The organism is Rickettsiales bacterium (assembly GCA_029252805.1).
Lineage (GTDB): Bacteria > Pseudomonadota > Alphaproteobacteria > Rickettsiales > JALZUV01 > JALZUV01.
On record JAQXAR010000036.1, the window covers coordinates 1 to 26,043 of the forward strand.

Annotated in this window: 23 protein-coding genes and 1 tRNA gene; 15 read left to right on the forward strand and 9 right to left on the reverse strand. The window is 48.1% G+C overall.

What is annotated here, in order from left to right:
- The 7 genes from P8P30_07585 to P8P30_07615 form a co-directional block, all read left to right on the forward strand.
- The coding region (locus tag P8P30_07585; protein MDG1287413.1) for a hypothetical protein at nt 1-119 on the forward strand (119 nt) is incomplete at its 5' end.
- A gap of 53 nt (nt 120-172) precedes the next feature.
- Nucleotides 173-248 (forward strand) — tRNA-Trp (locus P8P30_07590).
- Between the two features lie 41 nt (nt 249-289).
- A complete protein-coding gene (secE, locus tag P8P30_07595; GenBank protein MDG1287414.1) occupies nt 290-472 on the forward strand; it encodes a preprotein translocase subunit SecE in 183 nt (60 codons plus the stop codon).
- Nucleotides 473-486: 14 nt separating this feature from the next.
- Entirely contained in the window at nt 487-1,209 is a 723-nt protein-coding gene (gene nusG, locus P8P30_07600; GenBank protein ID MDG1287415.1) for a transcription termination/antitermination protein NusG, read from the forward strand.
- A gap of 369 nt (nt 1,210-1,578) precedes the next feature.
- Nucleotides 1,579-3,387, forward strand: coding sequence for a ribonucleoside-diphosphate reductase subunit alpha (locus tag P8P30_07605; protein ID MDG1287416.1), 1,809 nt, complete (start codon nt 1,579-1,581; stop codon nt 3,385-3,387).
- Nucleotides 3,388-3,426: 39 nt separating this feature from the next.
- Complete coding sequence (locus P8P30_07610; GenBank protein ID MDG1287417.1) at nt 3,427-4,416, forward strand: ribonucleotide-diphosphate reductase subunit beta; 990 nt, start codon at nt 3,427-3,429, stop codon at nt 4,414-4,416.
- A gap of 31 nt (nt 4,417-4,447) precedes the next feature.
- Entirely contained in the window at nt 4,448-4,834 is a 387-nt protein-coding gene (locus tag P8P30_07615) for a DUF805 domain-containing protein (GenBank protein ID MDG1287418.1), read from the forward strand.
- 45 nt (nt 4,835-4,879) lie between these two features.
- Here P8P30_07615 and P8P30_07620 read toward each other — a convergent pair whose 3' ends face one another.
- From P8P30_07620 to P8P30_07630, 3 genes are all read right to left on the reverse strand, one after another.
- Nucleotides 4,880-5,068, reverse strand: coding sequence for a hypothetical protein (locus P8P30_07620; protein ID MDG1287419.1), 189 nt, complete (start codon nt 5,066-5,068; stop codon nt 4,880-4,882).
- Between the two features lie 236 nt (nt 5,069-5,304).
- Nucleotides 5,305-6,549 carry an anthranilate synthase component I family protein gene (locus tag P8P30_07625; GenBank protein ID MDG1287420.1) on the reverse strand — a complete coding sequence of 415 codons (1,245 nt, stop codon included), beginning with the start codon at nt 6,547-6,549 and terminating at the stop codon, nt 5,305-5,307.
- Nucleotides 6,536-7,348 carry an aminotransferase class IV gene (locus P8P30_07630; protein MDG1287421.1) on the reverse strand — a complete coding sequence of 271 codons (813 nt, stop codon included), beginning with the start codon at nt 7,346-7,348 and terminating at the stop codon, nt 6,536-6,538. Before P8P30_07630 ends, P8P30_07625 begins: the two co-directional genes overlap by 14 nt.
- A gap of 48 nt (nt 7,349-7,396) precedes the next feature.
- On the opposite strand from P8P30_07630, the gene folP reads away from it, so the two are divergent.
- The 4 genes from folP to P8P30_07650 are packed head-to-tail and all read left to right on the forward strand — an operon-like array spanning nt 7,397 to nt 10,894.
- Complete coding sequence (folP, locus tag P8P30_07635) at nt 7,397-8,608, forward strand: dihydropteroate synthase (protein ID MDG1287422.1); 1,212 nt, start codon at nt 7,397-7,399, stop codon at nt 8,606-8,608.
- Nucleotides 8,598-9,857: a bifunctional folylpolyglutamate synthase/dihydrofolate synthase gene (locus P8P30_07640; GenBank protein MDG1287423.1), complete on the forward strand. Its 1,260-nt coding sequence runs from the start codon at nt 8,598-8,600 to the stop codon at nt 9,855-9,857. The genes folP and P8P30_07640 overlap by 11 nt, the downstream gene beginning before the upstream one ends.
- A 23-nt stretch (nt 9,858-9,880) precedes the next feature.
- Nucleotides 9,881-10,324, forward strand: a complete 444-nt coding sequence (locus P8P30_07645) for a hypothetical protein (GenBank protein ID MDG1287424.1) — start codon at nt 9,881-9,883, stop codon at nt 10,322-10,324.
- A gap of 57 nt (nt 10,325-10,381) precedes the next feature.
- Nucleotides 10,382-10,894: a VUT family protein gene (locus P8P30_07650; protein MDG1287425.1), complete on the forward strand. Its 513-nt coding sequence runs from the start codon at nt 10,382-10,384 to the stop codon at nt 10,892-10,894.
- Here the strand turns inward: P8P30_07650 and P8P30_07655 are convergent.
- The 4 genes from P8P30_07655 to P8P30_07670 are packed head-to-tail and all read right to left on the reverse strand — an operon-like array spanning nt 10,891 to nt 17,098.
- The gene (locus P8P30_07655) at nt 10,891-11,835 is read right to left on the reverse strand and encodes a hypothetical protein (protein MDG1287426.1); all 945 of its coding nucleotides are present in this window, start codon (nt 11,833-11,835) and stop codon (nt 10,891-10,893) included. The genes P8P30_07650 and P8P30_07655 overlap by 4 nt on opposite strands.
- Nucleotides 11,836-11,876: 41 nt before the next feature.
- A complete protein-coding gene (gene purL, locus P8P30_07660; GenBank protein ID MDG1287427.1) occupies nt 11,877-14,075 on the reverse strand; it encodes a phosphoribosylformylglycinamidine synthase subunit PurL in 2,199 nt (732 codons plus the stop codon).
- A gap of 50 nt (nt 14,076-14,125) precedes the next feature.
- Nucleotides 14,126-14,785: an isoprenoid biosynthesis glyoxalase ElbB gene (elbB, locus tag P8P30_07665; GenBank protein MDG1287428.1), complete on the reverse strand. Its 660-nt coding sequence runs from the start codon at nt 14,783-14,785 to the stop codon at nt 14,126-14,128.
- 48 nt (nt 14,786-14,833) lie between these two features.
- Nucleotides 14,834-17,098, reverse strand: a complete 2,265-nt coding sequence (locus tag P8P30_07670) for a hypothetical protein (protein MDG1287429.1) — start codon at nt 17,096-17,098, stop codon at nt 14,834-14,836.
- Nucleotides 17,099-17,189: 91 nt separating this feature from the next.
- Between P8P30_07670 and P8P30_07675 the strand changes: the two genes are divergently transcribed.
- From P8P30_07675 to tsf, 3 genes are all read left to right on the forward strand, one after another.
- The gene (locus tag P8P30_07675; protein MDG1287430.1) at nt 17,190-18,515 is read left to right on the forward strand and encodes a mechanosensitive ion channel; all 1,326 of its coding nucleotides are present in this window, start codon (nt 17,190-17,192) and stop codon (nt 18,513-18,515) included.
- A 356-nt stretch (nt 18,516-18,871) separates the two neighbouring features.
- Nucleotides 18,872-19,834, forward strand: a complete 963-nt coding sequence (gene rpsB, locus P8P30_07680) for a 30S ribosomal protein S2 (GenBank protein MDG1287431.1) — start codon at nt 18,872-18,874, stop codon at nt 19,832-19,834.
- Between the two features lie 34 nt (nt 19,835-19,868).
- Complete coding sequence (tsf, locus tag P8P30_07685; protein ID MDG1287432.1) at nt 19,869-20,792, forward strand: translation elongation factor Ts; 924 nt, start codon at nt 19,869-19,871, stop codon at nt 20,790-20,792.
- Between the two features lie 54 nt (nt 20,793-20,846).
- Here the strand turns inward: tsf and P8P30_07690 are convergent, their stop codons facing one another.
- Nucleotides 20,847-21,989 carry an NAD(P)-binding domain-containing protein gene (locus tag P8P30_07690; protein ID MDG1287433.1) on the reverse strand — a complete coding sequence of 381 codons (1,143 nt, stop codon included), beginning with the start codon at nt 21,987-21,989 and terminating at the stop codon, nt 20,847-20,849.
- Nucleotides 21,990-22,020: 31 nt separating this feature from the next.
- Nucleotides 22,021-23,271 (reverse strand): hypothetical protein, encoded by a 1,251-nt coding sequence (locus P8P30_07695; GenBank protein ID MDG1287434.1) that lies wholly within the window; start codon nt 23,269-23,271, stop codon nt 22,021-22,023.
- Between the two features lie 84 nt (nt 23,272-23,355).
- On the opposite strand from P8P30_07695, the gene glnD reads away from it, so the two are divergent.
- A complete protein-coding gene (gene glnD, locus P8P30_07700; protein MDG1287435.1) occupies nt 23,356-26,043 on the forward strand; it encodes a [protein-PII] uridylyltransferase in 2,688 nt (895 codons plus the stop codon).

The following is a 26,043-nucleotide window of genomic DNA, read 5'->3' on the forward strand; positions in this document are numbered from 1 at the left end:
ATATTGAAATGAATATCGAGCTCATTGCTCCGATCGCTATGGATGAGGGTTTACGTTTCGCAATTCGCGAAGGTGGCCGTACTGTTGGCGCCGGTGTTGTAGCGAAGATTGAAGCGTAATTAAGAGAATCGCGGAGGCAGGGTGAACTTGCTTCCGCACTCTTTATTTTTGTAGGGGTGTAGCTCAGTTGGTAGAGCGACGGTCTCCAAAACCGTAGGTCGCAGGTTCGACCCCTGTCGCCCCTGCCATTTACAAGATGGCACAAGAAACAAGAAGCCAAGGAAAAATTATGAACCCGGCAAAGTTTATTCGCGAAGTAAGACAAGAAACTAATAAAGTGACTTGGCCTAGTCGTCGTGAAGTGATCAGTTCTACGATCACGGTTGTCGTATTGACAGCATTTGCTGCTCTCTTCTTTATGTTGGTGGATGGTATTATTAGTAATTTGGTCGAATGGGTTTTAGGCCTTTAGGAACGAGATAGAAAATGGCAGAAGCAGAAAAAAACGAAGCAGAAGATGTTGCAGTCACTGAAGCGGAAGCGGTTGTTGAGGAAACAGCAACTGAAGAAGCAACAGCTGATGCTTCTCCTGCAGAAGATGATGTAGCAGCAACGGATTTGGCAGATGTAGTAGCAGAAGTGAATGCGGAAGAAGCCCCTAAGCCTAAAAACGGCAGTGGCCGTTCGCGTTGGTATATCGTGCATGCTTATTCTGGTTTTGAAGCGAAGATCAAGCAGCAGATTGAAGAAAAAGCCATTCAAATTGGTGTGGTGGATCAGATTGAAGAAATCGTGGTGCCAACTGAGCATGTGATGGAAGTGCGTCGAGGTAAGAAAGTGGAAGCGGAGAAGAAATTCTTCCCAGGCTACTTGCTTATTAAGATGCAATTGACCGATGCAGCATGGCACATGGTGAAGAACACCGATAAAGTAACCGGCTTCCTCGGCGCCGATGGTAAGCCACAGCGCGTACCGCAAGCCGAAGTTGATGCGATCTTTAAGCAAATGGAAGAGGGCGTTTCTGGTTCGAGCAGCGGCATCATCTACGAAATTGGTGAGCAAGTGAAAATTACAGACGGACCCTTCGACTCCTTCACGGGTACCGTTGAAGACGTGGATGAAGATCGCGAAAAGGTCAAAGTTTCAGTCGCCATTTTCGGTCGCGCAACTCCGGTCGAGTTGGATTATACGCAAGTTCAAAAAGTTTAACTTTTTTGCGATTTTAATGAAAAAGCCTGCCTTCGGGCGGGTTTTTTTTGGCGTTAAGATAAGATACTTATCCACAGGCGCTTCGGGATAAGATTTTTTTATTCATTATAGTTCACTTACTTACCTTAAAAATAGGATGTGTGAGTATCTATCTGCTTGCTGGGGTGGGGGTTTCGTTCTACATTCTGTGTTCTTTCGGGAACAGAAAGATCCACTATATGTGGTGAAAAATAAGAAATAGAGCACTATATGTAGTGTATGAGGGAAATAATGAGCATAGTAGCGGAACAGGCAGTTGATCAAAGACTGTCACAAAAACAAGAAAAATCAAATAGACCGCAACTAGCTTTAGTCAGGGGAACAGAAGAAATGACATTACAGATTGATACTTCACGCGACGCCAAACTTTCAGAGTTCGGTAAGTCGACATTACAAGATCGCTATTTATTGGAGGGTGAAGATTATCAAGATATGTTCGCGCGCGTTTCGACCGCTTACGGTGATGATGCAGCACATACACAGCGCATTTATGACTATATGAGCCAGCTATGGTTCATGCCAGCGACGCCGATCCTTTCTAATGGCGGTACGGATCGCGGTTTGCCCATTTCTTGCTTCCTGAATGAGACAAGAGACTCTCTGGGCGGTATCGTCGATATGTGGAACGAGAATGTATGGCTAGCAGCGCGTGGTGGCGGTATTGGCTCTTACTGGGGCAACTTGCGCTCGATTGGCGAAAAAGTGCGCGGTAATGGTAAAACATCGGGTGTGATTCCGTTTATGCGTGTGCAGGACTCTCTGACGCTTGCAATTTCACAGGGCTCGCTTCGTCGCGGTTCTTCGGCCATGTATATGCCAATCGACCATCCTGAGATTGAAGAATTTATTGATATTCGTCGTCCAACAGGCGGTGATCCTAACCGTAAGGCACTTAACATCCATCATGGTGTCGCGATTACAGATGACTTTATGGCCGCCGTTGAAGAAGACGGGAATTGGGAGCTAAGGAGCCCTTATGACAATCATGTGGTTGAGACGGTTAAAGCGCGTGAGCTTTGGGTTAAACTCCTCGTCACACGTATGGAAACGGGCGAACCTTATTTGCTCTTCACGGACACGGTGAATAAGAAGATTCCTGAACACCATAAGCAGCTCGGCCTAAAGGTAAAAACTTCGAACCTTTGCAGCGAGATTACGCTGCCAACGGGTGTCGATCATCTGGGTGAAGATCGTACAGCGGTGTGCTGCCTCTCATCTGCGAATCTTGAAAAATATGATGAGTGGAAAGATAACCCGCAATTCATCGAAGACATTATGCGCTTCTTGGATAATGTATTGCAGTCTTTCATTGAGACGGCTCCGGCTGAAATGTCTCGTGCGGCTTACTCCGCAACGCGTGAGCGTTCGGTTGGTCTGGGTGTGATGGGTTTCCATTCGTTCTTGCAAGAAAAAGGTATTCCGTTTGAGTCTGTGATGGCGAAGGTTTGGAATAAGAAAATGTTCGCACATATCCGTAAGGGTGCCGATGCGGCTTCGGTTAAGTTGGCTGAAGAACGGGGGCCTTGCTTGGATGCGGCGGAAGTCGGCGTGATGGAGCGTTTCTCTAATAAAATGGCGATTGCGCCAACGGCGTCTATCTCGGTTATTGGTGGTAATTCATCGCCGGGGATCGAGCCTTATGCGGCGAATGTATTCGTACAGAAAACGCTATCCGGTAGCTTTACCGTGCGCAATAAGCACTTAGATAAGCTACTCACGGAAAGAGGTATGAATAATGAAGATATCTGGAGTTCAATCTCTTCATCTGAAGGTTCAGTGCAGCATCTTGATTTCCTTGATGAGGCTGAGAAATTGACCTTTAAAACGGCACAAGAAATGGACCAGCGTTGGGTGATTGAGCATGCGGCAGATCGTTCAGATTTCGTATGCCAAGCGCAAAGCATCAACTTGTTTATTGCGCCGGATGTGCATAAGCGTGATCTTCATCTGTTGCATTACCAAGCATGGAAAAAGGGCGTAAAATCGCTTTACTATTGCCGCTCGACCTCGATGCAGCGTTCCGATAAAGTGAGTCATTCCGTGCAAATGGAAATGAGCTTAGTGAAGAAAAAAGAAGGCGCACTCGCCGGTGCTTCACACGCGCAACCAGAATATGACGAATGCTTGTCTTGCCAGTAAAAGATTGAATTAGATAAAAGAGAGAAAGAGGATAACGAAATGTCCCTATTAGATGCAAAAGCGGTTTATAAACCTTTCCACTACCCGTGGGCTTACGATGCGTGGCTGATGCAGCAGCGTATTCACTGGTTGCCTGAAGAGGTGCCATTGGCCGATGATGTGAAGGATTGGAAAACTAATATTAGTGCGGGTGAGAAAGAACTTCTCATGCACATCTTCCGCTTCTTTACGCAGAGCGATATCGAAGTGAATAACTGCTATATGAAGCATTATTCGGCGGTGTTTAAGCCGACTGAAATTCAAATGATGCTGGCGGCATTTTCAAATATGGAAACGATCCATATCGCGGCTTACAGTCACTTGCTCGATACGCTGGGCATTCCAGAAGAAGAATATTCGGCCTTCATGAAATATAAGGAAATGAAGGATAAGTACGATTACATGCAGCAATTTGGTGTCGAAACCAAGGCAGGCATTGCACGTACTTTGGCGGCATTTGGTGCTTTCACTGAGGGGCTACAGCTCTTTGCGTCATTTGCGATTCTGCTGAACTTCCAGCGTTTTGGTAAAATGCGTGGCATGGGACAAATTGTGGCATGGTCTGCACGTGATGAAACGCTGCATACGATCTCTATCATCCGTACGTTTAAAACCTTCCTGCATGAAAATCCGGAAGAAGATAATGAAGAGCTTAAGCGCGATCTTTATAAGATTTGCGAAACGATCATCACGCATGAAGATGCCTTTATCGATCTGGCATTTGGCGTGAGTGAAATTGAAGGCTTGAAAGCGGAAGAAGTGAAGAAATACATTCGCTTCATCGGAAACCGTCGTTTGATGCAGCTTGGTTATGAGCCGATCTATCACGGTGTGGATAAGAACCCGCTACCATGGATGGATGAGATCCTTAATGGGGTTGAGCATACGAACTTCTTCGAGAACCGTGTGACGGAATATACCAAAGCCGCCACCACCGGTAGCTGGGATGAAGCGTTCGAGACCATGTTTGATGAGTCTGTTGCTTCTTAATAACTAACGCTAATAATAACGGTACGCGCTCGTGGGTCTTTTAAAATTCTTTTATGGTCCCGACGGGCGCGTTTCGCGTTCGCAGTATTGGTTCGGTACGATTGTTGCTCTATTGGTCGCCTTGGTTGCTTGGGAGTTGCCTAAGCTCACGATTTTCCCGGAAGTAAGATTTTTGCTGATGGGGGTGCCCGTTATTGCCTTATTCTTTATCTGGGTGAAGCGTCTGCATGATCTAGGGCGTTCTGGCTGGTGGGCGCTATTATTGCTTCCTTTTCCCTATTTGAATCTTGCGGCAGGCCTGTTCTGGCTAGGGTTTATTCCTGGGGCTGAGAAGGAAAATAAATATGGTACAGAACCGGCCAGCCGTTTGCATTCAAAAGAGGGCGGAGTGCTGTTTAAAATGAAAAAAGCCGGTTGAGCATTTCAACCGGCTTTAACTAAATTAACGAGAGCAATCGTTGTTCTAGTAGTAATTGTTCATTTTAAATGCGTTGCTTTCAGCAGGCGCGGAAGCGGTGTTATAGCCGTAACTGTTATAGTCAGGGGCATAATCGTAATCTTGGAACACTTGGGCTTGGCTGTTAGGTTGAGCGCATGCAGATACGGCCAGTAAAGCAGTCAAAGCGAGTGTGGCTTTAGCGATTCTTTTCATAATTGTATCTCCGTTGTTCATGTATGTAATCTACCTATTTATTTTAAGCATGCAATTGACAGTTTAGAAGTCTTGCTATGCATTTAACGCATACCTAGTTGGGGGCAAATACCACAGAATGTGGATAAAATGGCGCACATGGTGGATTCTGGCGGGTTTGAGTTTGACGCTGTGACTTAAGTTAATAAGAAGAAACAGTAAGTTAATGTTTTGTTAACTTTTAAGTTGCAGAAAAATTAGAGATTTTCTAGCTCTGATTGATTGATGTTGAGGCAGTTGCTAATGCCCTTCGCTTTGGTCAAAGTTTCGTGCCATTCACTTTCTGGCTTCGAATCTGCAACAATACCGCCGCCCATTTGGAATTCGAACCTTTGACCTTCTAAGACCAATGTACGGATGATAACGGATAGATTGGCGGAGCCATCTGCGGCTAACCAACCAAGTGTGCCACTATAGATACCGCGTTGCATTTTTTCTTGCTGCTCGCACCATTCGATCACGGCTTTTTTAGGCGCGCCGGTCATAGAGCCGGGCGGAAAGCACCCTTTAATGACATCTAAGCTGGAATGCTGCTCGGCGCGTTGGCCTATAACGGTGGATGCCATGTGATGTAGCGTGGCATAGGAGGTGACCTCGAATAATTTATGCGTTTCTACGCTGCCGGCTTTGCAGTGCTGCGAGAGGTCATTACGCATGAGGTCAACAATCATCAAATTCTCTGCGCGGTCTTTGATGCTATGGGCGAGGGTTTGTGGATCGCTACTGCGCGGAGCGGTGCCTTTAATCGGACGGGATTCGACCTTACCGTCTTGTCCGAGGGTGAGGAAACATTCCGGGCTGGAGGAGAGGATGTGCTTTCCATCAAACTTTAAGTAAGCGCTGTAAGTGCCGGGGCTGGTTTCGCAAAGCTTTTCGAAAACTGCGAAGGGTTCGGGGGGCTCGCTAAACTCGCCATAAAATTTGCGTGTGATATTAGCTTGGTAAAATTCACCGGCGGCGATCTGTTCTAGGGTCTGTTCAACGGATTCGATATAGCGCGCCTTATCCATATTGCTACAGAGAGAGGCGAGGGGGGGGGTATCAGTAGGCGTAACGGGGTGTTCTGTAACTGCATCTCCGAAGCGTTGGAGTGTGCGCTGGTCATGATTAAACACGAATACGGTTTTATATTGGGCAAACCAAAGGGAAGGCATGGGGATAATAGAGGCGGCTGTCTTGCTTTCATGTGCCGCTTCATAGCCAAAATAACCGAACCAGCGTTCATTCCATGGGGTGTCGGCTTGCGGGCTTAAGGCTTGCTCGAGCTCATCCCAGCTGCCGAGCTGTTTTTTTTGATTAACGGCGAGGATGGAGAGGGTGCCATGTTCTGGGTGCTCTAGACTACTGTGCAGAAAGACGAGTGAGGCATAAGCGGCATAGCGCTTTGCAAACTCTAGTGGATTTTCCCACTTCATTGTAAATGAAGTGTTAAGGCGTGGCATCGAGGATAGCCTGTGCTTCATCGGCGAGCGAGCTATCGAACCATTGCCAGCCTTGTGGATCAAGACTGAGGATTGGCATAGCGCCGCGGATGCTATTGCAGATCATCACGCTATTGGCCCCTTGGAGTGTTTCTAAATCGAAAGCGGCTTTTTGCACCTGCCATTCTTCGAGTAAGATTTCGCGGGCGATGCCTTTCAGTAAGCCGCAGCTATCGGCAGGAGTGTAAATTAACCCTCCTAGGCGCCAGAAGATATTAGCGCTGCTCGCTTCGCAAATGGCCTCTTGGGGATTGAGCATGAGAGCCTCATCGCAGCCATGCTCGTGCGCTTCCATTCGCGCTAGAGTGGAATTGACACCCTGAGAAAGCTTGGCTTCTACGGGTAAACTTCGACGTGATGGCTTGCGCCAATTGCTGAGCCATAATTTCAGCGGGTCTTCTGAAAACTCAGGTAAGGGAGTGATCTCAGCGACGACAGTCGGAGGGTCTTGTGTGGTCGGTAAGTAGCCTGCGCTGCCAATACCACGACTCACTGAGAGGCGAAGTACGCCCTCTATTGTTTTATTATGTACGATGAGCTGTTGAACAAGGGTTTCAAGCTCCTCTTTAGGGGCTGAGATACGCAAGGCTTGAAGCCCGTTTGCTAAGCGCTTTAAGTGGCGATTTAGATGCCTGGCTTGCCCGGCTTGAATGTAGATAGATTCGAACAAGCCATCGCCATAGCGAAAGCCGCGTTCAGCGATGGAGATGTGTGCCTGCGCCTCTTGGACGAAAGCACCTTTAACGTAAACGATACTCATATAGGTCTATTAGCTTGAATTTCTGCATAAATCCATCATCTTGCGCGCATGGTGAAGGTAGCGATAGGCTTAGGTAGTAATTTAGGCGATAGAGATGCGAATTTGCAGCGTGCGACTGTGCTGATGCAGCGCTTTATTCGCGATATTGTGGTTTCCAGTTACTACGAGGCGCCCGCACTTCTGGCCGATGGTGCGCCCAAAGAATGGGATATTCCTTTTATCAATGCTGCGCTGACGGGGAAGACGGAGCTAACTTCACAAGCGTTATTGCAAAAACTCCAGCAAATTGAACAAGAGTTGGGACGTGAGAAATTAGGCCTATGGAGCCCGCGTAGCATCGACTTGGATATTTTGCTTTACGGTGATGAAGTGCTGGAGAGCGAATCTTTGACGGTTCCACATGCGCAGATGCTTGAGCGGGGTTTTGTCATGCGCCCGCTTAAAGAGATTGCGTCGGATTGGGTGCATCCCGTTATGGGAAAGCCATTGAGCCAAATTCTAAAGACTAAGATTATCGGCATCGTGAATGTGACGCCGGATTCTTTTTCGGATGCAGGCACGGTATTTGACCCGCAAGCCGCGATTACGCATGCGAGGCAGCTGCTTGCCGAGGGTGCGGATATTTTGGATATTGGTGCAGAATCGACTCGCCCGAATGCGGAGGCTATTTCGCCAACGCAAGAGTGGCAGCGTTTGGAACTTGTCTTAACGACGTTAAAGGGCGAAGCCACTATCAGTGTGGATACGCGCCATGCAGAAACGGCGGCTAAAGCGTTCGCGCTGGGGGTGGAAATGATCAATGATGTCTCTGCCGCCAGCAATGAAGCCTTGATTGAGGAAGTAGCGAAACAGCCAGCCGCTTCTTATGTATTGATGCACTCACTTTCTGTTCCTGCAGATCCAAGCAGGGTTGTGGCGGATGATTTAGATGTGGTGGCAGAAGTTTTGACTTTCGCCCAACAAAAAATCGCGTGGCTGCAAACAAAGGGTGTTGCCAAAAACCGTATCATTTTTGATGTCGGCATTGGTTTCGGCAAAACGGCGCAGCAATCGCTCGAACTTATCAACCGCATTGCAGAGTTTAAGGTTTTGGGTGTGCCGCTTTATGTTGGTCATTCGCGCAAATCTTTTATGACGTTATTTACCGATGTTCCAGCCCGCGAGCGTGATGAGTTGACGCTTAAATATTCCAAACAACTCGCGACAAGCGGTGTAGAGTATCTGCGCGTACATAATGTAGGAATTCATCATGGCATTTGACCCAGATCCAGAACTTGCAGCACTGCTAGAGCAGCTACCGAATCCGCATCTAAAGGTGATTGATCCCGGGTTGGAGCGGACGGAAGCTTTGCTCGCGGCGTTGGATAATCCGCATCATAAGCTACCCCCCGTGATTCATATTGCCGGCACGAATGGCAAAGGCTCAACGCTTGCGCTGATGCAGGCTATGTTAGAAGCGGCCGGCAAGCGCGTGCATAAATATACCTCGCCGCATTTGGTGAGTTTTTGCGAGCGTATTGTGCTGGCCGGACAGCCGATTACCAAAGCGCAATTAATGCCGATACTTAAGCGCATTCAAGATCTGCAGAATGAATGTCCCAGCACGTTCTTTGAGGCGACGACGGTGGCGGCTTTGGTCGCTTTCTCAGAAACACCGGCCGATGTCGTTTTGCTTGAAACAGGCCTCGGTGGGCGGTTGGATTCCACTAATATTTTGGAGCAACCTTTAGCCGCTATCATCACGCCCATCGGATTGGATCATCAGGATTATCTCGGCAATACGCTTGCGGAGATTGCCGGTGAGAAGGCGGGTATTTTACGCGCCAGCGTGCCGGCTTTTATCGCAAACCAAGAGTTGGAAGCTCTTGCAGCCATTACGGCGAAGTCAGCGGATTTCCATCTGGCTGGTGAGGCGTGGAGTTATGAGATCATCAGCGGCGAGCGGTGGGAGTTTATTCAAGGCGATGAGCGTTGGAAAATGCCGATGCCACGCTTAGAGGGCGAGCATCAGGTGGGCAATGCGGCCTTGGCTATCGCGTGTTTGCGGCACACGCACCCTGAAATCACACCATGTCAAATGGCCGAAGGACTGCAGGCGGCGCAGTGGCCGGCTCGGTTGCAGCGTATCACGCATCCAAATGTGCCAGCAGCGCTTCCGCTCTATCTCGATGGCGCGCATAATGCGATGGCGGGGCGTGAATTAGCCAAATGGGCAGAGAAATTACCACACAAGCCAGTTTTAGTGCTCGCGATGAAATTTGATAAGGATGCGGCTGCTTTTATTGAAATATGGCAAAATAAAGCAGAAAGAATAATTGCCACCATTATCCCTGATGAGACGGAATATGTTGCGCCCGAGCTTCTCTGTGAAATATGCCAAGAATTTGATATTAAATGTGAAATTGAGAATGATGCAAGTGTCGCGCTGACGATGGCAGCTTCGCATAAGCGGCCAATCATTATTTGCGGGTCGCTCTATTTAGCCGGCGCAATCTTAGCAAAAAATTAAGGCATTTAGGGTAGGGTGGTAATATGGAATTTGAAGAATTAACGCCACCACCACCGCAAATGACCCAAGCACAAATGCAGGAGTCGTTTGAACCGATCCAATTTGCGGGAAGTTCGATCGTACTGCCGGATGGTTGTTATCGCGTATTTACCTCGGCTCGAGACTTTATCGAGGTCGAAGCTTCTTCTGCTTATGAAGCGATGCAAAAGACTGATATTCGCACGCCTTTTAAAATTGAACGTTTCTCACTGAGCCGTATGGCAGTGCTGACGCAAGAGGTGTTGGAAGAAAATGCAGCGAATATGCTTGCTGCAGAGATTGAGGCAGAGGGTGCGAAAGCTGCTTCTATAGATGCGGCCTCAGCTGAAGCAACGGTTGATAAGGCTTTGCCAACCGAAGAAGAGGCGGAAATGCGCGGGCTCGATGGCGATGAGGTCGATGCGTTGTTAAACAATAGCGGCGAGTAGCCCTCCATTACAAACTCTTAACTCCAATTTTGAACCCTTTTATGTTAGCGTGCCGCCATGAATTGGCTTAAAGCGCATATATTCTCGGTTAGTTACCTACTTTTGATCCCGTTCTTGAACTGGGCATTTAGTTGGGCACCTGTGTGGGATCTGCCGGGCGGCGGAAGCTGGACACCCTTTGCTGCATTGCCGGGGCTAGTGCTTGTATTTAGAGATTTTTCGCAACGTGAGATTGGCAACAAGGTGCTGATTCTATTGTTGGTGGGGACGGTGCTGTCTTACTTTCTCGCCGCACCGGAGATCGCTTTGGCCAGTGGGTTAGCCTTTCTAGTCAGCGAATTTGTCGATTGGCTGGTCTATACCGTCACCAAGCGCCCACTATCTTCGCGTATTTTTATGTCCAGCCTGATCGCCGCACCGATTGATACGTGCCTGTTCCTTTACGGCGCCGATATGGTCGTGCCGGGCGTGTTGACCCTAGGCTCCATCATCGCCTCAGTACTTAGTAAATTAGCGGCTGCACTTGCCGTTGCATGGATGGTAAAAAGGCGGGAAAGAGCTGTAAGTTAGCGGTTTTGAGCTGTTTGCGGCGCGTTCTTTTCGGCCTCATATTTCTCGGTGAAGTTATTGCGATAGTTGATGTTGGCGGAAGGTGAAGGTTGTTGAACTGGAGTTTTACTTAATGTTGCCGTGGGACGATGTCGAAGGGGGGAGGGATCCATGATGTCAGTAGTCGTATGATTTTTAAAGTTTTCCTGTTTTTTGGCGTAAACGCCAACGCCAAATATACTCGCTGCGACTAATGCTACTGGGAGGGTAAAACTTGTTGCTAGGCCAATAGCTATCGTTACGGCAGCTGTTATTTTTAAGACGTCGCTTACAGCAAGGTTAGAAGGTTTATTCATCGAAAGTGCAGAACTCTTTTCTTGACTAACAGCATAGTTTGGATGGGGAGAGATATTCATCTCAGCATTGAGGTGGGTGAGGTTTCCCGCTTTGATTTGCTGTTTATAGAATTCGGCTTGTTTACCGGAGCGAGAGGCATCTCGGTTGGCTTGGCTCCATTTTTCTGTATCAATTCCTTCGCGTAAGGAGAATGCTTGAAGATTATCATGTTTCATTACATGCTCTAGGCTGGGGACATGTTCTGGTTGAGTGATTTTAACGGGATCATAGCTCACATACATGCCAGTACCTTTGCCGCGTGCAATAGTTTCTTCGAACGGTTTATTTGGATCTTCAGGGCAAGTATAGAGCCAGCCAGGTTTTATCCCTTTGGGCTTTCCTGCGTAAACAATGCATGGAACTCCATTATCGACAGAAGTGCTTCTGGTATTTTCAGCTTTCAGTGCAAAGACTTTTGCCCATAATTTATCGGGCGTTACAAAGGTGTGTGGTCGATTTGGATCACCTTCATCCTTACCAACTGGCGCTCTACTAGGATCCAAATACGGCTTGTCCGTCTGATGGATAGCGGTTTGGGTGCCATGATAGAAGGTTTGCGAACTCATCCGTCAATTGTAACGGATCGGCGTTACAGTTTAATGACAGTTTAACCCGCCATATAGTCTGGCAACCAGCTTTCGTTTAGCTCGCGTAGTTCAGCGATTTTGGTGCTGAATTGGCCTTCGATGTTTAGCTCATCGCCGCCGGTGGTGCCGAGTTCGGTTAGGATGATTTCGGTGGCGGTTGCGGCCTCGCGGATGGCTTGCGTGTGCTCAGGGGCAACGGCTAGCACATAGCGTGCTTGGTCTTCACCGTAAGCAAAGGCGATAGTGTTTTTGCCTTCTGGCAGAGCCACGTTCATACCAATACCGTTTTTGAAACACATTTCCGTGAGGGATACGAGCAAGCCGCCATCAGACAGATCGTGGCAGGCGCTGACGCGACGCTCAGAAATCATTTTGCTAACGAAACTACCATTATCATATTCAGCATCTAGATCGACAGGCGGTGGTGCGCCTTCTTCACGACCTTCAATTTCGCGCAAGTAAAGTGAAGCGCCTAAATGGCCTTCAGTTTTTCCGACGAGGAAGAGGGTGAGATCGTTACTCTCCACATGCGAAGCAATCGCCGTATCGAGTTCTTTAATTAAACCAACGCCGCCAATGGCTGGAGTCGGGTGGATGCCAGTGCCGTTGGTTTCATTGTAAAGCGAGACATTACCCGAAACGACCGGGTAGTCGAGGCGTAGGCAGGCTTGACGAATACCATCAATACCGCCGACCAGCTGTCCCATAATCTCAGGACGTTCAGGATTACCGAAGTTCAGACAGTTAGTGATTGCCATCGGTTTCGCACCAACAGAAACGAGGTTACGCCATGTTTCAGCCACGGCTTGTTTACCGCCTTCTATAGGGTCTGCATAGCAATAGCGCGGGGTGCAATCGGTGGTAATCGCGACGCCTTTTTCGGTGCCGTGGATACGTACGATTGCCGCATCGCCACCCGGGCGTGCGAAAGTATCATTCATGACCATGTGGTCATATTGCTGGTAGATCCAGCTTTTTGAGGCGATCTCAGGGCAGGCCATGAGGGTTTTGAGCGAGGCTTCGAGAGAGGCGTCTTCGGTTTCCATAATCGCAGGTTTTGCGGGTGTTGGAATATGCGGACGATCATAGATCGGTGCTTCATCGGCCAGCGGTGCTACCGGAATATCGGCTGCCACATCACCATGCCATTTTAGAACCAAGCGGCCTGTATCGGTGAGTGTGCCGATAGTGGCGATATTGAGTTCCCACTTATTAAAGATACGTTCGGCGATATGTTGTTTTTCTGGTTTCAGCACCATCAACATACGTTCTTGAGATTCAGAAAGCATCAGGTCGTAAGGCGTCATGCCTTCTTCGCGCATCGGGACTTTATCAAGTTCGAGTTCGATACCACAACCGCCTTTATCCGCCATCTCTAGCGATGAAGAAGTGAGGCCAGCCGCGCCCATATCTTGAATGGCGATAATGGCATCTTCTTCCATTAATTCTAGGCACGCTTCGATAAGGAGTTTCTCAGTGAAGGGATCGCCGACTTGAACGGTGGGACGATTTTCAGCGGAATCATCATCAAATTCAGCCGAAGCCATGGTTGCGCCGTGGATACCGTCACGGCCCGTTTTTGAGCCAACATAAACCACAGGGTTGCCGATACCGGCGGCGGCTGAATAGAAGATATTATCGGCACGTGCGAGGCCAACCGCCATCGCGTTTACGAGAATATTGCCATCGTAGCTGCTATGAAATTGGGTTTCACCGCCAACGGTTGGCACGCCAACGCAGTTGCCGTAACCGGCAATACCTTCGACCACACCGTTTACTAAGTGGCGGGTTTTGTGATGTTCAGGTGAACCAAAACGCAATGCGTTCATAAGCGCAATCGGGCGAGCGCCCATGGTGAAGACATCGCGCAAGATACCACCAACTCCAGTTGCAGCGCCTTGGTAAGGCTCAATGTAAGAAGGATGATTGTGCGATTCCATTTTGAAGATGATGGCTTGGTTATCGCCAATATCAATGATTCCTGCATTCTCACCCGGGCCGCAAATCACATGTGGCGCTTCGGTCGGCAAGGTGCCGAGGTGCTTGCGAGTCGTCTTGTAGGAGCAGTGCTCAGACCACATCACGGAAAAGATACCGAGCTCGGTAATATTAGGCTCGCGGCCCAAGATCGTCAGTACCTTGTTATATTCTTCTTCGCTCATGCCGTATTGCATAGCTTGTTCGAGGAGCGGGGACGGTTTTGTCTGAGTAGCTGTCATGCGCGGGAATCTAGCGTTGAGCGCCGCTAAAATCAAATAGAAATGAGTGCTTAAGCAGCCGCCATCACTTTGTTGACGACTTGTTCGATGCCTTTGGCGATATTTGCCAGCTTATCTTCGCGCATATAAGCGCTGCAAGAAGCGATTTTTAGGGTTTCATCATAGATATACGCGGCGCTTTCACAATTCTGATGGGTGCCGCCAAATGCTTCGATGGCACCTGCTGTATCGGCATCATCACCGATGGTGAGGGTGGGGGCATAGTCACCGCTGACAGCTGCGGCGAGAACGGCGGGAGCAATGCAAATGGCGCCAATCGGTTTTTGCTGGCTGAGGAAATCTTTTGTGACACGTTTGAAATCATCATTCACAGTTGCATCAGCCCCTTTGATGGCGAGGTCTGAGAGATTCTTGGCTACGCCGAACCCACCAGGAATAAGTAATGCGTCAAAAACAGTGGCGTTTAAATGGGCGAGATCTTTAACTTCGCCGCGTGCGATGCGAGCGGATTCTGTCAGCACGTTACGGGATTCGCTCGCCACTTCTTCGCCGGTTAGATGATTGACTACATGCATCTGTTCGATGTCAGGAGCGAAACATTGCACGCTTGCGCCTTGTTGATCAAGATAGAGGAGGGTAAGTACGGATTCGCGAATTTCGGCTCCATCAAGATAACCACATCCGGATAATATGACTGCTATATTTTTCATAACTTCTCTCCTCGTTGAGGCGTCAACTTAACGGCTTTGAGCTTAGTTTCAAGAGAGATGCGTTTGTGTTTCGACTTCTGCGGTTTCTTCCTGCTTTTCTTTCCAATTACTGGATGCATCTTTGGCTAACAGGTCATCCTTCTTTGTCGATTTATCAAATTTATTACTATAGTAATTCGTGCGTTCTTGGTTGAGGGTTTTTATGGTTTCAGCTCTATCAAGAGGAGTGTCATTTGCCTTGTTTTCTAGAGCGTCCGCATGAAGCTTCACGTTCCAATCTATTGGACGTGGAGAATTATCGGAGCTGTTATCCAGATGGCGTTTAATGAGTTGAGCTTGACGCTCAGGATCTTCTAAAGATTGACGCATGACGGTATTGGAAATTTCGGAAATACCGGCTTTGATTTCTTGCCCACTGAATTTTAAAAGGCCATCGACCATGCGTTCAACTCCCATGTTCATTTGCTCATTTACATAAGATTCACGCGTAAAAACCTTAGCGGCAAAGTAAGAGGCATAAGGAATGCCCGCCATGAGTGATTCTTTCGCAAGGCGACGGCGCGCGAATTTTGTGGCTTTATCATCGCCTTTATAACCCGCTAATTTGAAGATACCGTCTGTTGCTTTGGCCCATGTGTCATTCTCGGTTGCTCTATGTATCCAGCGTGCAACCTTATCGGATGCTCTCATCGCGAGAGAATTGCTTAACTCTCTGCCGTCTTTACTGTAGCCGTTCGGATTAAAGGCTTTCGTTGGGTGTGGGCCAGTGCCATCAGCATTTTCGCGATAGAAGAATGCGGCGGGTTTGTCAAAACGGGTGCCATCTGCAAATCCCATCGGAGGTTGGGTCTGCGTTTCACGAACTTTCGCGGAAAGGTATTTATAGCGCGGGTCGACGCCTCTATTGCCATCGTTCGTGTAATAGTCACCCTTGAAGTAAGTGGCTCCAAGGTTTGCACGTACGGCTTTTCCCAGTTTGGCTTTACCATTTTGTGTAATGACTTTGCCTTCTTTATTGGTCTCCAGAAAGTGCAATGCGCCATGTTTAGCATGTACGGCCATGCCATTGACTTTACTGCCTGGTACGCGGAAAATAGAGAAAAAGGGCACGGATGGAGTCATTTGGATAATAGAGCGTATTGTGCTGATGGTGGTATAGCGCACAACGTGTTTTAGGCCACTAGCTGTGCGTGCAGGTATCTGGTTCGGGTTTTTCAACCAATCAGGTGCCGCAATCTTCATTCCATCGCTCCACCATTCATTTACACCTTTTGCGATATTGTCATATACATCGCGATAGAGTTGCGTGAAGACGTTATAAATGGTGAAGCGCCCCTGTAAATCTGCTGCCCCTGCGAGTAGCATGTGATCTCTAACTTTACCCTCATCGTCAATACGGTAACCACCGCCATTATCAACGCCATCAGAGGAATATTTGAAGCCTTTAAATGCTTTATCCAGCATATTACGCTGCCAGCGCATATAGAAGACATAAGGTAAGGCGGCAACAGCATCTTCACCGGCGTTGTAAGTTCCTATTCTCCAGATTTTCCTTGCTGTTTTTTGGGCAATATGGGCCACATCAAACTTACCGTCTTTGGTCCATGATTTGCGCTCTTTGGGGTTCAGTATGCCAGAGAGGAGGTTGCGCATGATGGCAGAGCCAGTACTCATCGCGGCGAATGAGGCGGTGACAACTGTCATTTCTGCGCCGATGCTGCGGCCGGGGCGTGTTTGATTGTCATGAATGCTTCGGGTTTCGCGGAAGCGAGTAAACTGACGTGCCTTCGTAACGGCTTCGCCGCGGCCATTGTAAGCGATCTCATCACGCTTGGTGACGGGGTTATATTCTTTGTGTAAAGCCCCCCGGAAGTAGAGTTTATCGGTAATGCCGATGATTGTCTTGCCGACGGTATTGTCTAGGCCGAAAGCAATTTTTTCTAAGAAACGCGCTTCTCCGCTTGCAGCACGCGATGCGTGGTTGGCGCGAGAATAGGTGCCCATATTTTTCATCGCTTGGCTGTTTTCCATCAAGCTGTATAAAATTCCCCCTAGGGTGATGCGTGAGGCAAACTCAATCCCTGCTTTACCGGAAGCGGTATCTGTCCAATGTTTTTTATCTTTTAACCAACGATCGTCTGTAACTGCCCAATTCCCCGGAGTATTCGTGGTTCCTGGAGCGTCAGGAAGGCCGAAAGCATGGGAGTGTTTAGGGGGCTCTGTTGTCTGGGAGCGAGCATTTGTCATCACCCCTTCCGGAAGAAGGGATTTAGAGGTGTTATTTGTCACCGGATTTTGAACAGACTTTTCCACCCTTAAATAATACCAGAGCGGCTCTGCGCATAGTGTTAAGGTTTTATGACAACTCTATGCTTAAGCGCTTGCGTGAGCGTGGGTTTTAAGCATGATAGATCGCATGCAAGAATGGTTAAATACGCTCCAGTTTTCTCAAAATTTAGAACAGGTTATTCGCTGGGTAACCGATGAGCTATTGGTGACAGGGACTTTGGTGCAATTGGCTGTGCTTGGCACCACTTTGATGGTCGCTTTTATTGCTGCTCGTCGTGTTGCTCCTGTTTTTAGTAAGGTTTATCAGTCGATTGGCGTGTTAAATAGCTTCGCAACCAAGGCGACGAAGCGAGGTATTATCTTACCGCTTACGTGGCTGACTTTGCAGTTATTGTCTCTGCTGGTGGTCTCCCAACTGGATCAACCGAGTCGTTTACTGGTGGTTTTTGCGAATTTGACGGCGGCATGGGTGGCGATTCGTTTCTTCTCCGGTTTTGTTCGAAATCCCGCTTTTTCGAAACTTATTGCGATGATTGCTTGGTCGGTCGCGGCGTTGAATATTCTCGGTTGGCTTGATTCTACGGTTAAATTTTTGGATGAAATTGCATTTGATGCGGGCGATTTGCATATTTCGCTCTTAACTGTCGCTAAGGGATTGATTACACTTGGCTTCCTTTTGTGGGGTGCGATTTCATTCTCGGGGTTAAGTGAGCGTTATATCCGTAATGTTTCGGGGCTAACGCCGTCATTGCAGGTGCTATTATCGAAGTTGATTAAGATTGCTCTTGTTACCTTTGCCATTTTGGTCGGCGTTAGTTCGGTAGGGATTGATATTACGGCTTTGGCTGTCTTCTCAGGTGCGGTCGGTGTCGGTATCGGTTTTGGTTTGCAGAAAATTGTTTCCAACTTTATTTCAGGCATTATTTTGCTGGTAGATCGTTCGATTAAGCCGGGCGATGTGATCGAAGTAGAGGACACGTATGGCTGGATTAATAAGCTTTCTGGGCGTCATGTTTCGGTCATTACGCGAGATGGTAAAGAGCATCTGATTCCGAATGAAGATTTGATTACGCAGCGCGTGATTAACTGGTCCTATAGTAGTAAATCGGTGCGCTTGAAAGTGCCCGTGGGGATCTCCTATAACGCCGATCCACATGAGGCAAAACGCCTTATTTTAGAGTCGATTAAAGATATTGGGCGTGTGTTAGAGAATCCAGCCCCAGCCTGCCTAATTACTGGATTTGGCGATAATTCTGTCGATTTAGAGCTCCGCGCATGGATCGAAGATCCGTCCAACGGTGTTTCCAATGTAAAAAGCGAAATCCTGTTCGCCATTTGGGACAGCTTCGCCGAAAACGGCATCGAAATTCCATTCCCACAACGCGATGTGCATGTGAAGATGGATGATGAGATGGTGAAGGCGTTGAAGAAGAAGGCCTAGTCACAGTTTTCTGAGCCTATATTTAGAGTTTAGCGCATTATTTTTAGGCCGGAAGGGGGAGATGTTATTTTTATTTCCCGCCCGTCTTACTTTTTTATGACAGCCATGCTGAACTTGTTGCAGTATCCATTGGCGGTTTAAGGCTTATGAGTGGATTGCGCGAACAAGTCGGGCAATGACGATGGATAGGGGGGTAAAAAGCCCTTGATTTAAGCCAGTTTTTAGCCTATCTAACGCGCACAGGAATGACGGGTTGTCCGTTATTCACTTCACATCTTGGGCCGCATTACGGTGACTATGTTAATAGTTCACGCTTCGCCCTTGAGAGGAATAAACCGTAAACAGGAGTAAAAGCAATGGCTTTACCTAAATTTTCTATGCATGACCTAATTGGCGCAGGTGTTCACTTCGGACATCGTACTCGTCGTTGGAACCCTAAAATGGCGCCTTACCTTTATGGCGTACGTAACGATGTGCATATCATCGATCTACAACAAACTGTTCCGTTGCTTCACCAAGCATTGGCTGTGGTTCGCGAAACTGTGGCAAAAAATGGCCGTATCCTTTTCGTAGGCACGAAGCGTCAAGCCAGTGAGCTTGTGTCTGAGTCTGCAACACGTTGTGGTCAGTATTATGTGGATCAACGTTGGTTGGGCGGAATGCTCACTAACTGGAACACCATCCAAAACTCTATCCGCACACTTCGCAAGCTTGAAGAAGAAGCGGGTCGTGAAGATCTAAATCTTACGAAAAAAGAGCGTCTGCAACGTGCGCGTCAGCAGATCAAACTTGAAAGCTCTTTGGGCGGGATTAAAGAAATGGGCGGGCAGCCTAGCTTGATCTTTATCGTTGATACTAACCGCGAGAGTCTCGCAGTTGCAGAAGCGGCGAAGCTTGGTATTCCTGTAATCGGTATCGTTGATAGTAACTCTTCTATCGAAAACATCACTTATCCTATTCCGGGTAACGATGATGCGACGAAAGCGATTCGCCTCTATTGTAACCTCATTGCAGATGCTGCGCTTGACGGTTTGCAATCATCAATGGCTGCTACTCCTGCAGATGCGGGTGAAGCGGAAGTGCTTCCTGAAGCGGAAACGGCAGTAGCAGAAGCTCCAAAAGCGAAAGCAAAAGCGGGCGCTGAAGTGGTTGTTAAGAAAAGCCGCAAGAAAGCAGCTGAAGAAGGCAAAGCAGTAGAAGAGAAAAAGCCTGCCGCTAAGGAAGCAGTTGCTCCAAAAGAGGAAGCAACTGACGAAAAAGCAGACGCTAAAAAAGATGAAGCCGCTGACGATAAAGCAGACGCTAAAAAAGCATCTTAAGTTAAACGATATAGAATATAAGAGAGATAAGATTATGGCTGAAATTACTGCAGCAAAAATCAAAGAATTACGTGAATCTACCGGCGCTGGTATGATGGATTGTAAAAAAGCACTTGTGGAAGCAGGTGGTAACATGGACGCAGCGGTTGATTGGTTGCGTACTAAAGGTCTGGCAGCGGCGGCTAAAAAAGCCGGTCGTGTTGCGGCTGAAGGCTTGGTAGCGGTTGCTACTTCGGGCACGAAAGGCGCAATGATTGAGTTGAACTCGGAGACTGATTTCGTTGCTCGCAACGATCAGTTCCAAGCACTTGCTGAGACATTTGTAAATACGGCGATTGAAGCCGGTTGCGAATGTGCAGATACACTCAAAACTAAAGAGAACAACGGTTCGACTGTTGAAGCTTTGGTGACAGAAGGTATCTCTAAAATTGGTGAGAACTTGAACCTTCGTCGTGTGGCGTATTTGGAAGAGAATGACGGTATCGTTGTTCCTTACATTCACACTGCGGTGAAGCCTGGTCTTGGTAAAATCGGTGTGTTGGTTGCGTTGAAATCAACCGGCGATAAAACGGCACTTGAAGCATTTGGTAAGCAAGTAGCGATGCATGTTGCTGCGGCTCGCCCTGAAGCTTTGACCCGCGAAGAAGTATCAGCGGACCTTATCGAGCGTGAGCGTGAAGTTCTTAAAGAACAAGCGATCGCTTCGGGTAAGCCTGTTGAAATTGCGGAGAAAATGGTCGAAGGCCGTATCCGTAAATTCTACGAAGAGATCGTTCTTCCTGAGCAAGTTTTTGTGATCGATGGTAAAGCCACGGTGACGGAAGCGATGAAAGAAGCAGAAAAAGAAGTCGGCGCTCCTATCGAGCTTACGGGCTTCCGTCGCTTTGCGCTTGGTGAAGGTGTCGAGAAAGCCGAAGAAGATTTCGCGGATGAAGTCGCGAAAGTAGCGAACGCATAGTTCACTCTTCAGTTCTTGAATAAACGAGGCGGGTCGAGAGACTCGCCTTTTTTATTATGGCGTGTGATTTGGAAGTTTGATGACGAGGTCTTCTGCCAACGCATTGATTGTAGTGTCATCAATACCATATAGGGGGTCATTTGCGTCTTGGGCGGCGCCTGCTGAGCGTTCAGCAGCGGCAATCACGGCATACGTAATCGCATTTTCTGGCTTCAATTTAGCGTCATACTTGATGGCCATAGCATTTTGCGCGCTAAGCTGCTCTTGGGTTCCCCAAGCAGGGTCTTGGGGTGGTTTGCTACCCATATAGAGCAATCCGGCGTTGGTGGTGCCCTTTTTGCTGCGGACTTTTTCGATATAAGTTTCAGGAGTGAACTGACCGGTTGATAGGTCATCTAACGTGCCAGCGAGGGTGGCTTGGAATATTTTTTCTCCACGCTTGTCATCCAAATAATGTTGAGAGATTTTGAGTCCGTTTTTGTAAAAAGCGGTGCACCGTTTTGTGATTCCTTCAATTGCTCCTTGCCCCTCTTCATGTTTGGTGGGGGTGTTTGATGCGAGCTTGCGCAGTTGTTCTGAAGCCTGTTTCTGAGCAGTCTTATTGGCAAAACTGTCAATAAAGCGTGCAATAAAGGCAGGCATGGAGCCGGCGGCTCCTGTGTAGCCATGCATGACGTCTTCCTCTTCTAGGCGGAAGCCTTCGCCGAGGCCACCGCAGACCATTTGCGTGGTTTGGATGGCTTCTTCATCGGTGCCATAAAGCGCATAAGCGGCTTTAGGCAAGTGTGGCATAATGCGGACGACCTTGGGGTTCGTGGTCACATAGGTTAGATAGTCACTAGACATTTTGCCTGCCGCCATACTGATAAGCGTGGTGTTGTCGCTAATAGCGGCCTTATGTTGGCTTAATACTTCTTTGGCATAGTTCGGCTTTACCGCGAGTATGACAATATCTGCCTCGACAGGGGGGTGGTTTTTCACTTCTGTGCGGGATGTCATGTTAGGGTAGGGGGGGCTTATACCTGCTACCTCCAAGCGTGCTTCAACGGCAGCTTTGTCCTTCCCTGCGGAAGTACCCGTAATAATGGTTACATCCGTTGGATTTACATCAGTGCGTTTGAGCAATTCAACAAGACAAGGTTGTCCCATTTCACCGGTGCCAAGGAAGAGTATTTGTTTATTTGCGAGAGTTGTCATGGGATGGATACTATAGGAAGAGTGTGGTTTGTTAAACCCCTCTTCCGGCACCTTGACCGCTAATCATTTCAATGAGTCGTTTGGTGTGTTTACCACCCATGGCCCCATCAATTATAAATCCTACGCCAATAATGGCTAAAGTGGAGATAACGGTTTTGAAAACAACACTGGAAGCCGTGGAAACATTTTCTACGGGTTCTCCCTTTTCGCGAAGAGCTGCTGCACGTTCGGCTTCTTTTTCACTGATAATCTGGCTTGCAATGTTTGCAGTGCCGCTTAAGACTAATCCTGCGCCGATTGCGGTGAGGGTGCTTCGAACATCCCTATCGTGGGTGGAGGGGGATTGGATCGGTTGCCCAAGGCGTGATCTGAAATGTTGTTTGAGGGTGTGTGTTTTTTTGAAGCTGGCGGTTTCATAAAGCGTGTTGGCGGCATTATCCAATAGATCAATGGCGTTGTCATTTTTATGGATTTTCTGTGCTATCTTCTTAGCTGCCGTTTTTAAGTCGTCAGTTGAGATGGTGATTTCATCCCCTTCTAATGCTTTAAATCGATCGGCCAATCCATCAGGAAGGTTGATGTATTCCAAGTTTTGGGGGGTAAAACCGAACTTCTTTAGCTCGGCCGCTAGCGCTGCGCTAATAGCGGCGATGCCTTTTACTTGTGTCTTCTCAAATTTGCGACGTTTTTCCTCGAGATCGTAATGTGCGATTTTTTCCTTTTTTGTTCCAGTGACTTCGAGAGTGAGGCTTTCAATCGTTTTAAACACCTTCGCCCCTTCACTTCCTTCTTGGCGTACTTGATTCTTGATTTGGTCCTCAATGGAACGGGTGATGAAGGGCGGAAGCGAATTGTACGAAAATATTTTTTGTGCGGTGGCTTGAACTAAATCTCGCTCTTCTGCAAGGTACTCAGATCCAATTCTATATACTGGATCTCCATATTTCTTTGGGTCGTTTTTATGTTCTTCTTTTAATTTATTATACTCTTGGGCTTTCTGTTCTCTAATAGGTGAAAGCTTACTTAGTAAATTTGCAATTTCACCTTTGTGATCTTTCAAATCGGGTAAATTTTTATCATCTGATAAAGTAGTGCTAAGTTGGTGAAACTCGGTGCTCAAAATTTTGAAGGCTTTTGCTTCTCCAGGTGCTTTGGTTCCCTTGATTGCTTCTGTCACCAGCTCGTTGAAGCGATCTTGCACTAGGGTTTTTAGCTGAGGGACAGAGAGGCCTAAGCTGGTTCTAAGGGTTTGGGTTTGTTCTTTTGTGAGTTGAGCAATCACTTTCTGCACTCCTGCTGGGGTGGGGAGTGTCTTTTTAGAATCTGAATCTTTGTTCTTTGTCATCATGACTAAAGTACCATTTTCTTGTTACATTTTTATGACAAGGCAGGCGTTGCGCTTTATTTTGCGTTGCGGCATAATTGGAATATGGATATTAGCGCGCTTCAGGTAGAGTTAGGTGAATCGATTTTGGCCGAATATACGCAGGCTATGGCGGAAATTCGTGAGGAATTTCAGGCGAATCCGGGGAGTCGTAGAGCGGCGCGAGCGCGAGCATTATTGATGGATAAGCTGATTACGCGTATCCGCCGCGCGGGCGAGGCAAAAATGCCAAAGTTACCCAAAATGGCGATTCTAGCAACGGGCGGTTATGGCCGTAATGAAATGTTCTTCCATTCCGATGTTGATGTGATGTTCGTGATCGAGGAAGAAAGCGCGCCAAAGCTAGAGCCTTTGATCAATCTCATCCTCTATTTGCTGTGGGATTTGAAGCTAAAAGTGGGGCATTCAGTTCGTACCGTCAAAGAGGCGGTTAGCGAGTCGCTTCAGGATATAAAAACGCGCACAAATTTGCTGGAAGCGCGCCGCATTAGTGGCAGTCAGCCACTGGCGAGGCTCTTCTTTGAAGAGTTTGATGCGCAGGTGATTGAAGGTCATGAGCGTGAGTTTATTGAGGCCAAGCTGTTGGAACGGGCGAAACGCCATCAACAATTTGGTGAATCGCGGGCACTTTTGGAGCCGAATATCAAAGAGGGTAAGGGCGGTTTACGCGATTTGCAGACCTTAATGTGGCTGATGCGTGCCTGTTATGGTGCACGCAGAATGGCGCATATCGCGGCGCTTGGCAAAATAAGCGATCGAGAGTTGCGCGATTTCCGTCGCGCGCGCAAGTTCCTGCATTTAGTGCGTTTGCATCTGCATGATATTGCCGGGCGGGCGGATGAGCGTTTGACCTTCGATGCGCAGCGCCAGATTGCGGAGCGGCTTGGCTATCGTGGCAACGAAACGGCGAATCAATCTGTCGAACGGTTCATGAAACGTTATTTCCAAGTGACGCGCACGGTGGGGCAGCTCACACGGACGCTTTGTTTGCTGTTGGAGGAAGAATGGGGCAACGCGCCGCGTACGGGCATACAGGCGATGTGGAAACGTCAAAAGCTTCCTAAAGGCTTGGAGATTAAGAGTAACCGTCTGAATTTCAAATCTGCGAAAGTGTTGGAGCAATCGCCCGAGCTGATGATTGGTATTTTCTGGTTTGTGCACTGGTTGGAAATTGATATGCATCCCGCCGCGTGGCAGATGTTGACGCGGAATTTGCGACGGATTGATCGCGCTGTTCGCTATCACCGGGAAGCGAATGATTATTTTTTGCAGCTTTTGTTAGATACGAAGAACCCCGTAGCGGCGCTTAGGCAAATGAATGAAGCGGGGGTGCTGGGTAAGTTTATCCCAGACTTTGGTTTGCTTGCGGGGCAGATGCAATTTGACCTTTATCATACCTTCACGGTGGATGAGCATATCCTTGAGGCGCTGGGTTATCTGCATCAATTAGAGGCCGCGGAAATGGCGGAGATTGTTCCGCTGGCGACCACGATTATCCCGCATATTCAAATGCGTCGGGTGTTGTATCTAGGGTTGCTCTGTCACGATATCGCCAAGGGGCGCGGAGGTCAGCATCATTTGAAAGGTGTTGATATTGGCTTAAAACTCGCCAAACGTTTTGGTTTTGAAAAGGCAGAGCAGAAGACACTTGCCTGGCTGATCGAGTTTCATCAGCATATGTCGATGGTGGCGTTTAAACGCGATTTAGATGATCCGCAAACGATCGAGAGTTTCGCAAATGAGGTGCAATCGCTGAACCGATTGCAGATGCTTTATGTGCTAACTATTTCCGATATCCATGCGGTGGCGCCCAATATTTGGAATAGCTGGAAAGGGACGTTGCTGGAAACATTATACCGTAGAACCGAGAGTTTGTTGGCTGGTTCGCACGTTATAGAGCAAAAATACTCAGCCGTTTCACTGCAAAAAGAATTAGAGCAGGCGCTGGTGCAGGTCAACCCGGTCGATATTTCGACCTATATTGAAGGCTCGGATCCTGTCTCGTTAGAAGCGTATGATATGATCTCGCATAGCCGGATTATGTCATGTTGGCTGGCAGTGCAAAAGGGCGAAGAATTCGGCTTACGCTTTTGGACGGATAAAGAGCATGAGATTACGCAGGTGACGATTGCGACGGCCGATCATCATGGACTCTTCGCGCAAATTGCGGGTGTGCTGGCGATTTGCGGCGCGAGTATTACCGATGCACGTATCTTTACACGCAAAGATAATATCGTCATTGACCGTTTTGCGATTCAGGATGAAAGTGGCAACGCCTTTTATGAAGACCGTCGTCAAGATCGTATCCGGCAGCGCCTCAAGCGAGTGCTCAGTGGCGAGCTGGAATTGGAGCAGGCAGTCGAAGAGGCGGAACAGCGTTATCCCGATGCTGCCGCTATATTCTCGCAAGAGCCGCAAGTCATTTTCGATAATGATGTGAGTGAGCAATATACTCTGCTTGAGTTGCAATGTGTGGATAAACGCGGGCTTCTATACCGTGTCACAAACGCACTCACCGAGCTTGGATTATCCATTTCAACGGCGCATATCGCGACTTACGGTGAAAAAGTGGTCGATGTGTTCTATGTTAAAGATAAGTTAGGCAATAAGCTCATTCACAAGGGTGGACGTCATAAAGTACGAGCAAAGTTGCTGGAAATATTGCAGTAA

Coding starts and splice junctions, on each gene's coding strand:
- secE (MDG1287414.1), top strand. CDS start 290: ATGAACCCGGCAAAGTTTATTCGCGAAGTAAGACAAGAAACTAATAAA.
- nusG (MDG1287415.1), top strand. CDS start 487: ATGGCAGAAGCAGAAAAAAACGAAGCAGAAGATGTTGCAGTCACTGAA.
- P8P30_07605 (MDG1287416.1), top strand. CDS start 1,579: ATGACATTACAGATTGATACTTCACGCGACGCCAAACTTTCAGAGTTC.
- P8P30_07610 (MDG1287417.1), top strand. CDS start 3,427: ATGTCCCTATTAGATGCAAAAGCGGTTTATAAACCTTTCCACTACCCG.
- P8P30_07620 (MDG1287419.1), bottom strand. CDS start 5,068: ATGAAAAGAATCGCTAAAGCCACACTCGCTTTGACTGCTTTACTGGCC.
- P8P30_07625 (MDG1287420.1), bottom strand. CDS start 6,549: ATGCCACGCCTTAACACTTCATTTACAATGAAGTGGGAAAATCCACTA.
- P8P30_07630 (MDG1287421.1), bottom strand. CDS start 7,348: ATGAGTATCGTTTACGTTAAAGGTGCTTTCGTCCAAGAGGCGCAGGCA.
- folP (MDG1287422.1), top strand. CDS start 7,397: ATGGTGAAGGTAGCGATAGGCTTAGGTAGTAATTTAGGCGATAGAGAT.
- P8P30_07640 (MDG1287423.1), top strand. CDS start 8,598: ATGGCATTTGACCCAGATCCAGAACTTGCAGCACTGCTAGAGCAGCTA.
- P8P30_07645 (MDG1287424.1), top strand. CDS start 9,881: ATGGAATTTGAAGAATTAACGCCACCACCACCGCAAATGACCCAAGCA.
- P8P30_07650 (MDG1287425.1), top strand. CDS start 10,382: ATGAATTGGCTTAAAGCGCATATATTCTCGGTTAGTTACCTACTTTTG.
- P8P30_07655 (MDG1287426.1), bottom strand. CDS start 11,835: ATGAGTTCGCAAACCTTCTATCATGGCACCCAAACCGCTATCCATCAG.
- purL (MDG1287427.1), bottom strand. CDS start 14,075: ATGACAGCTACTCAGACAAAACCGTCCCCGCTCCTCGAACAAGCTATG.
- elbB (MDG1287428.1), bottom strand. CDS start 14,785: ATGAAAAATATAGCAGTCATATTATCCGGATGTGGTTATCTTGATGGA.
- P8P30_07675 (MDG1287430.1), top strand. CDS start 17,190: ATGATAGATCGCATGCAAGAATGGTTAAATACGCTCCAGTTTTCTCAA.
- rpsB (MDG1287431.1), top strand. CDS start 18,872: ATGGCTTTACCTAAATTTTCTATGCATGACCTAATTGGCGCAGGTGTT.
- tsf (MDG1287432.1), top strand. CDS start 19,869: ATGGCTGAAATTACTGCAGCAAAAATCAAAGAATTACGTGAATCTACC.
- P8P30_07690 (MDG1287433.1), bottom strand. CDS start 21,989: ATGACAACTCTCGCAAATAAACAAATACTCTTCCTTGGCACCGGTGAA.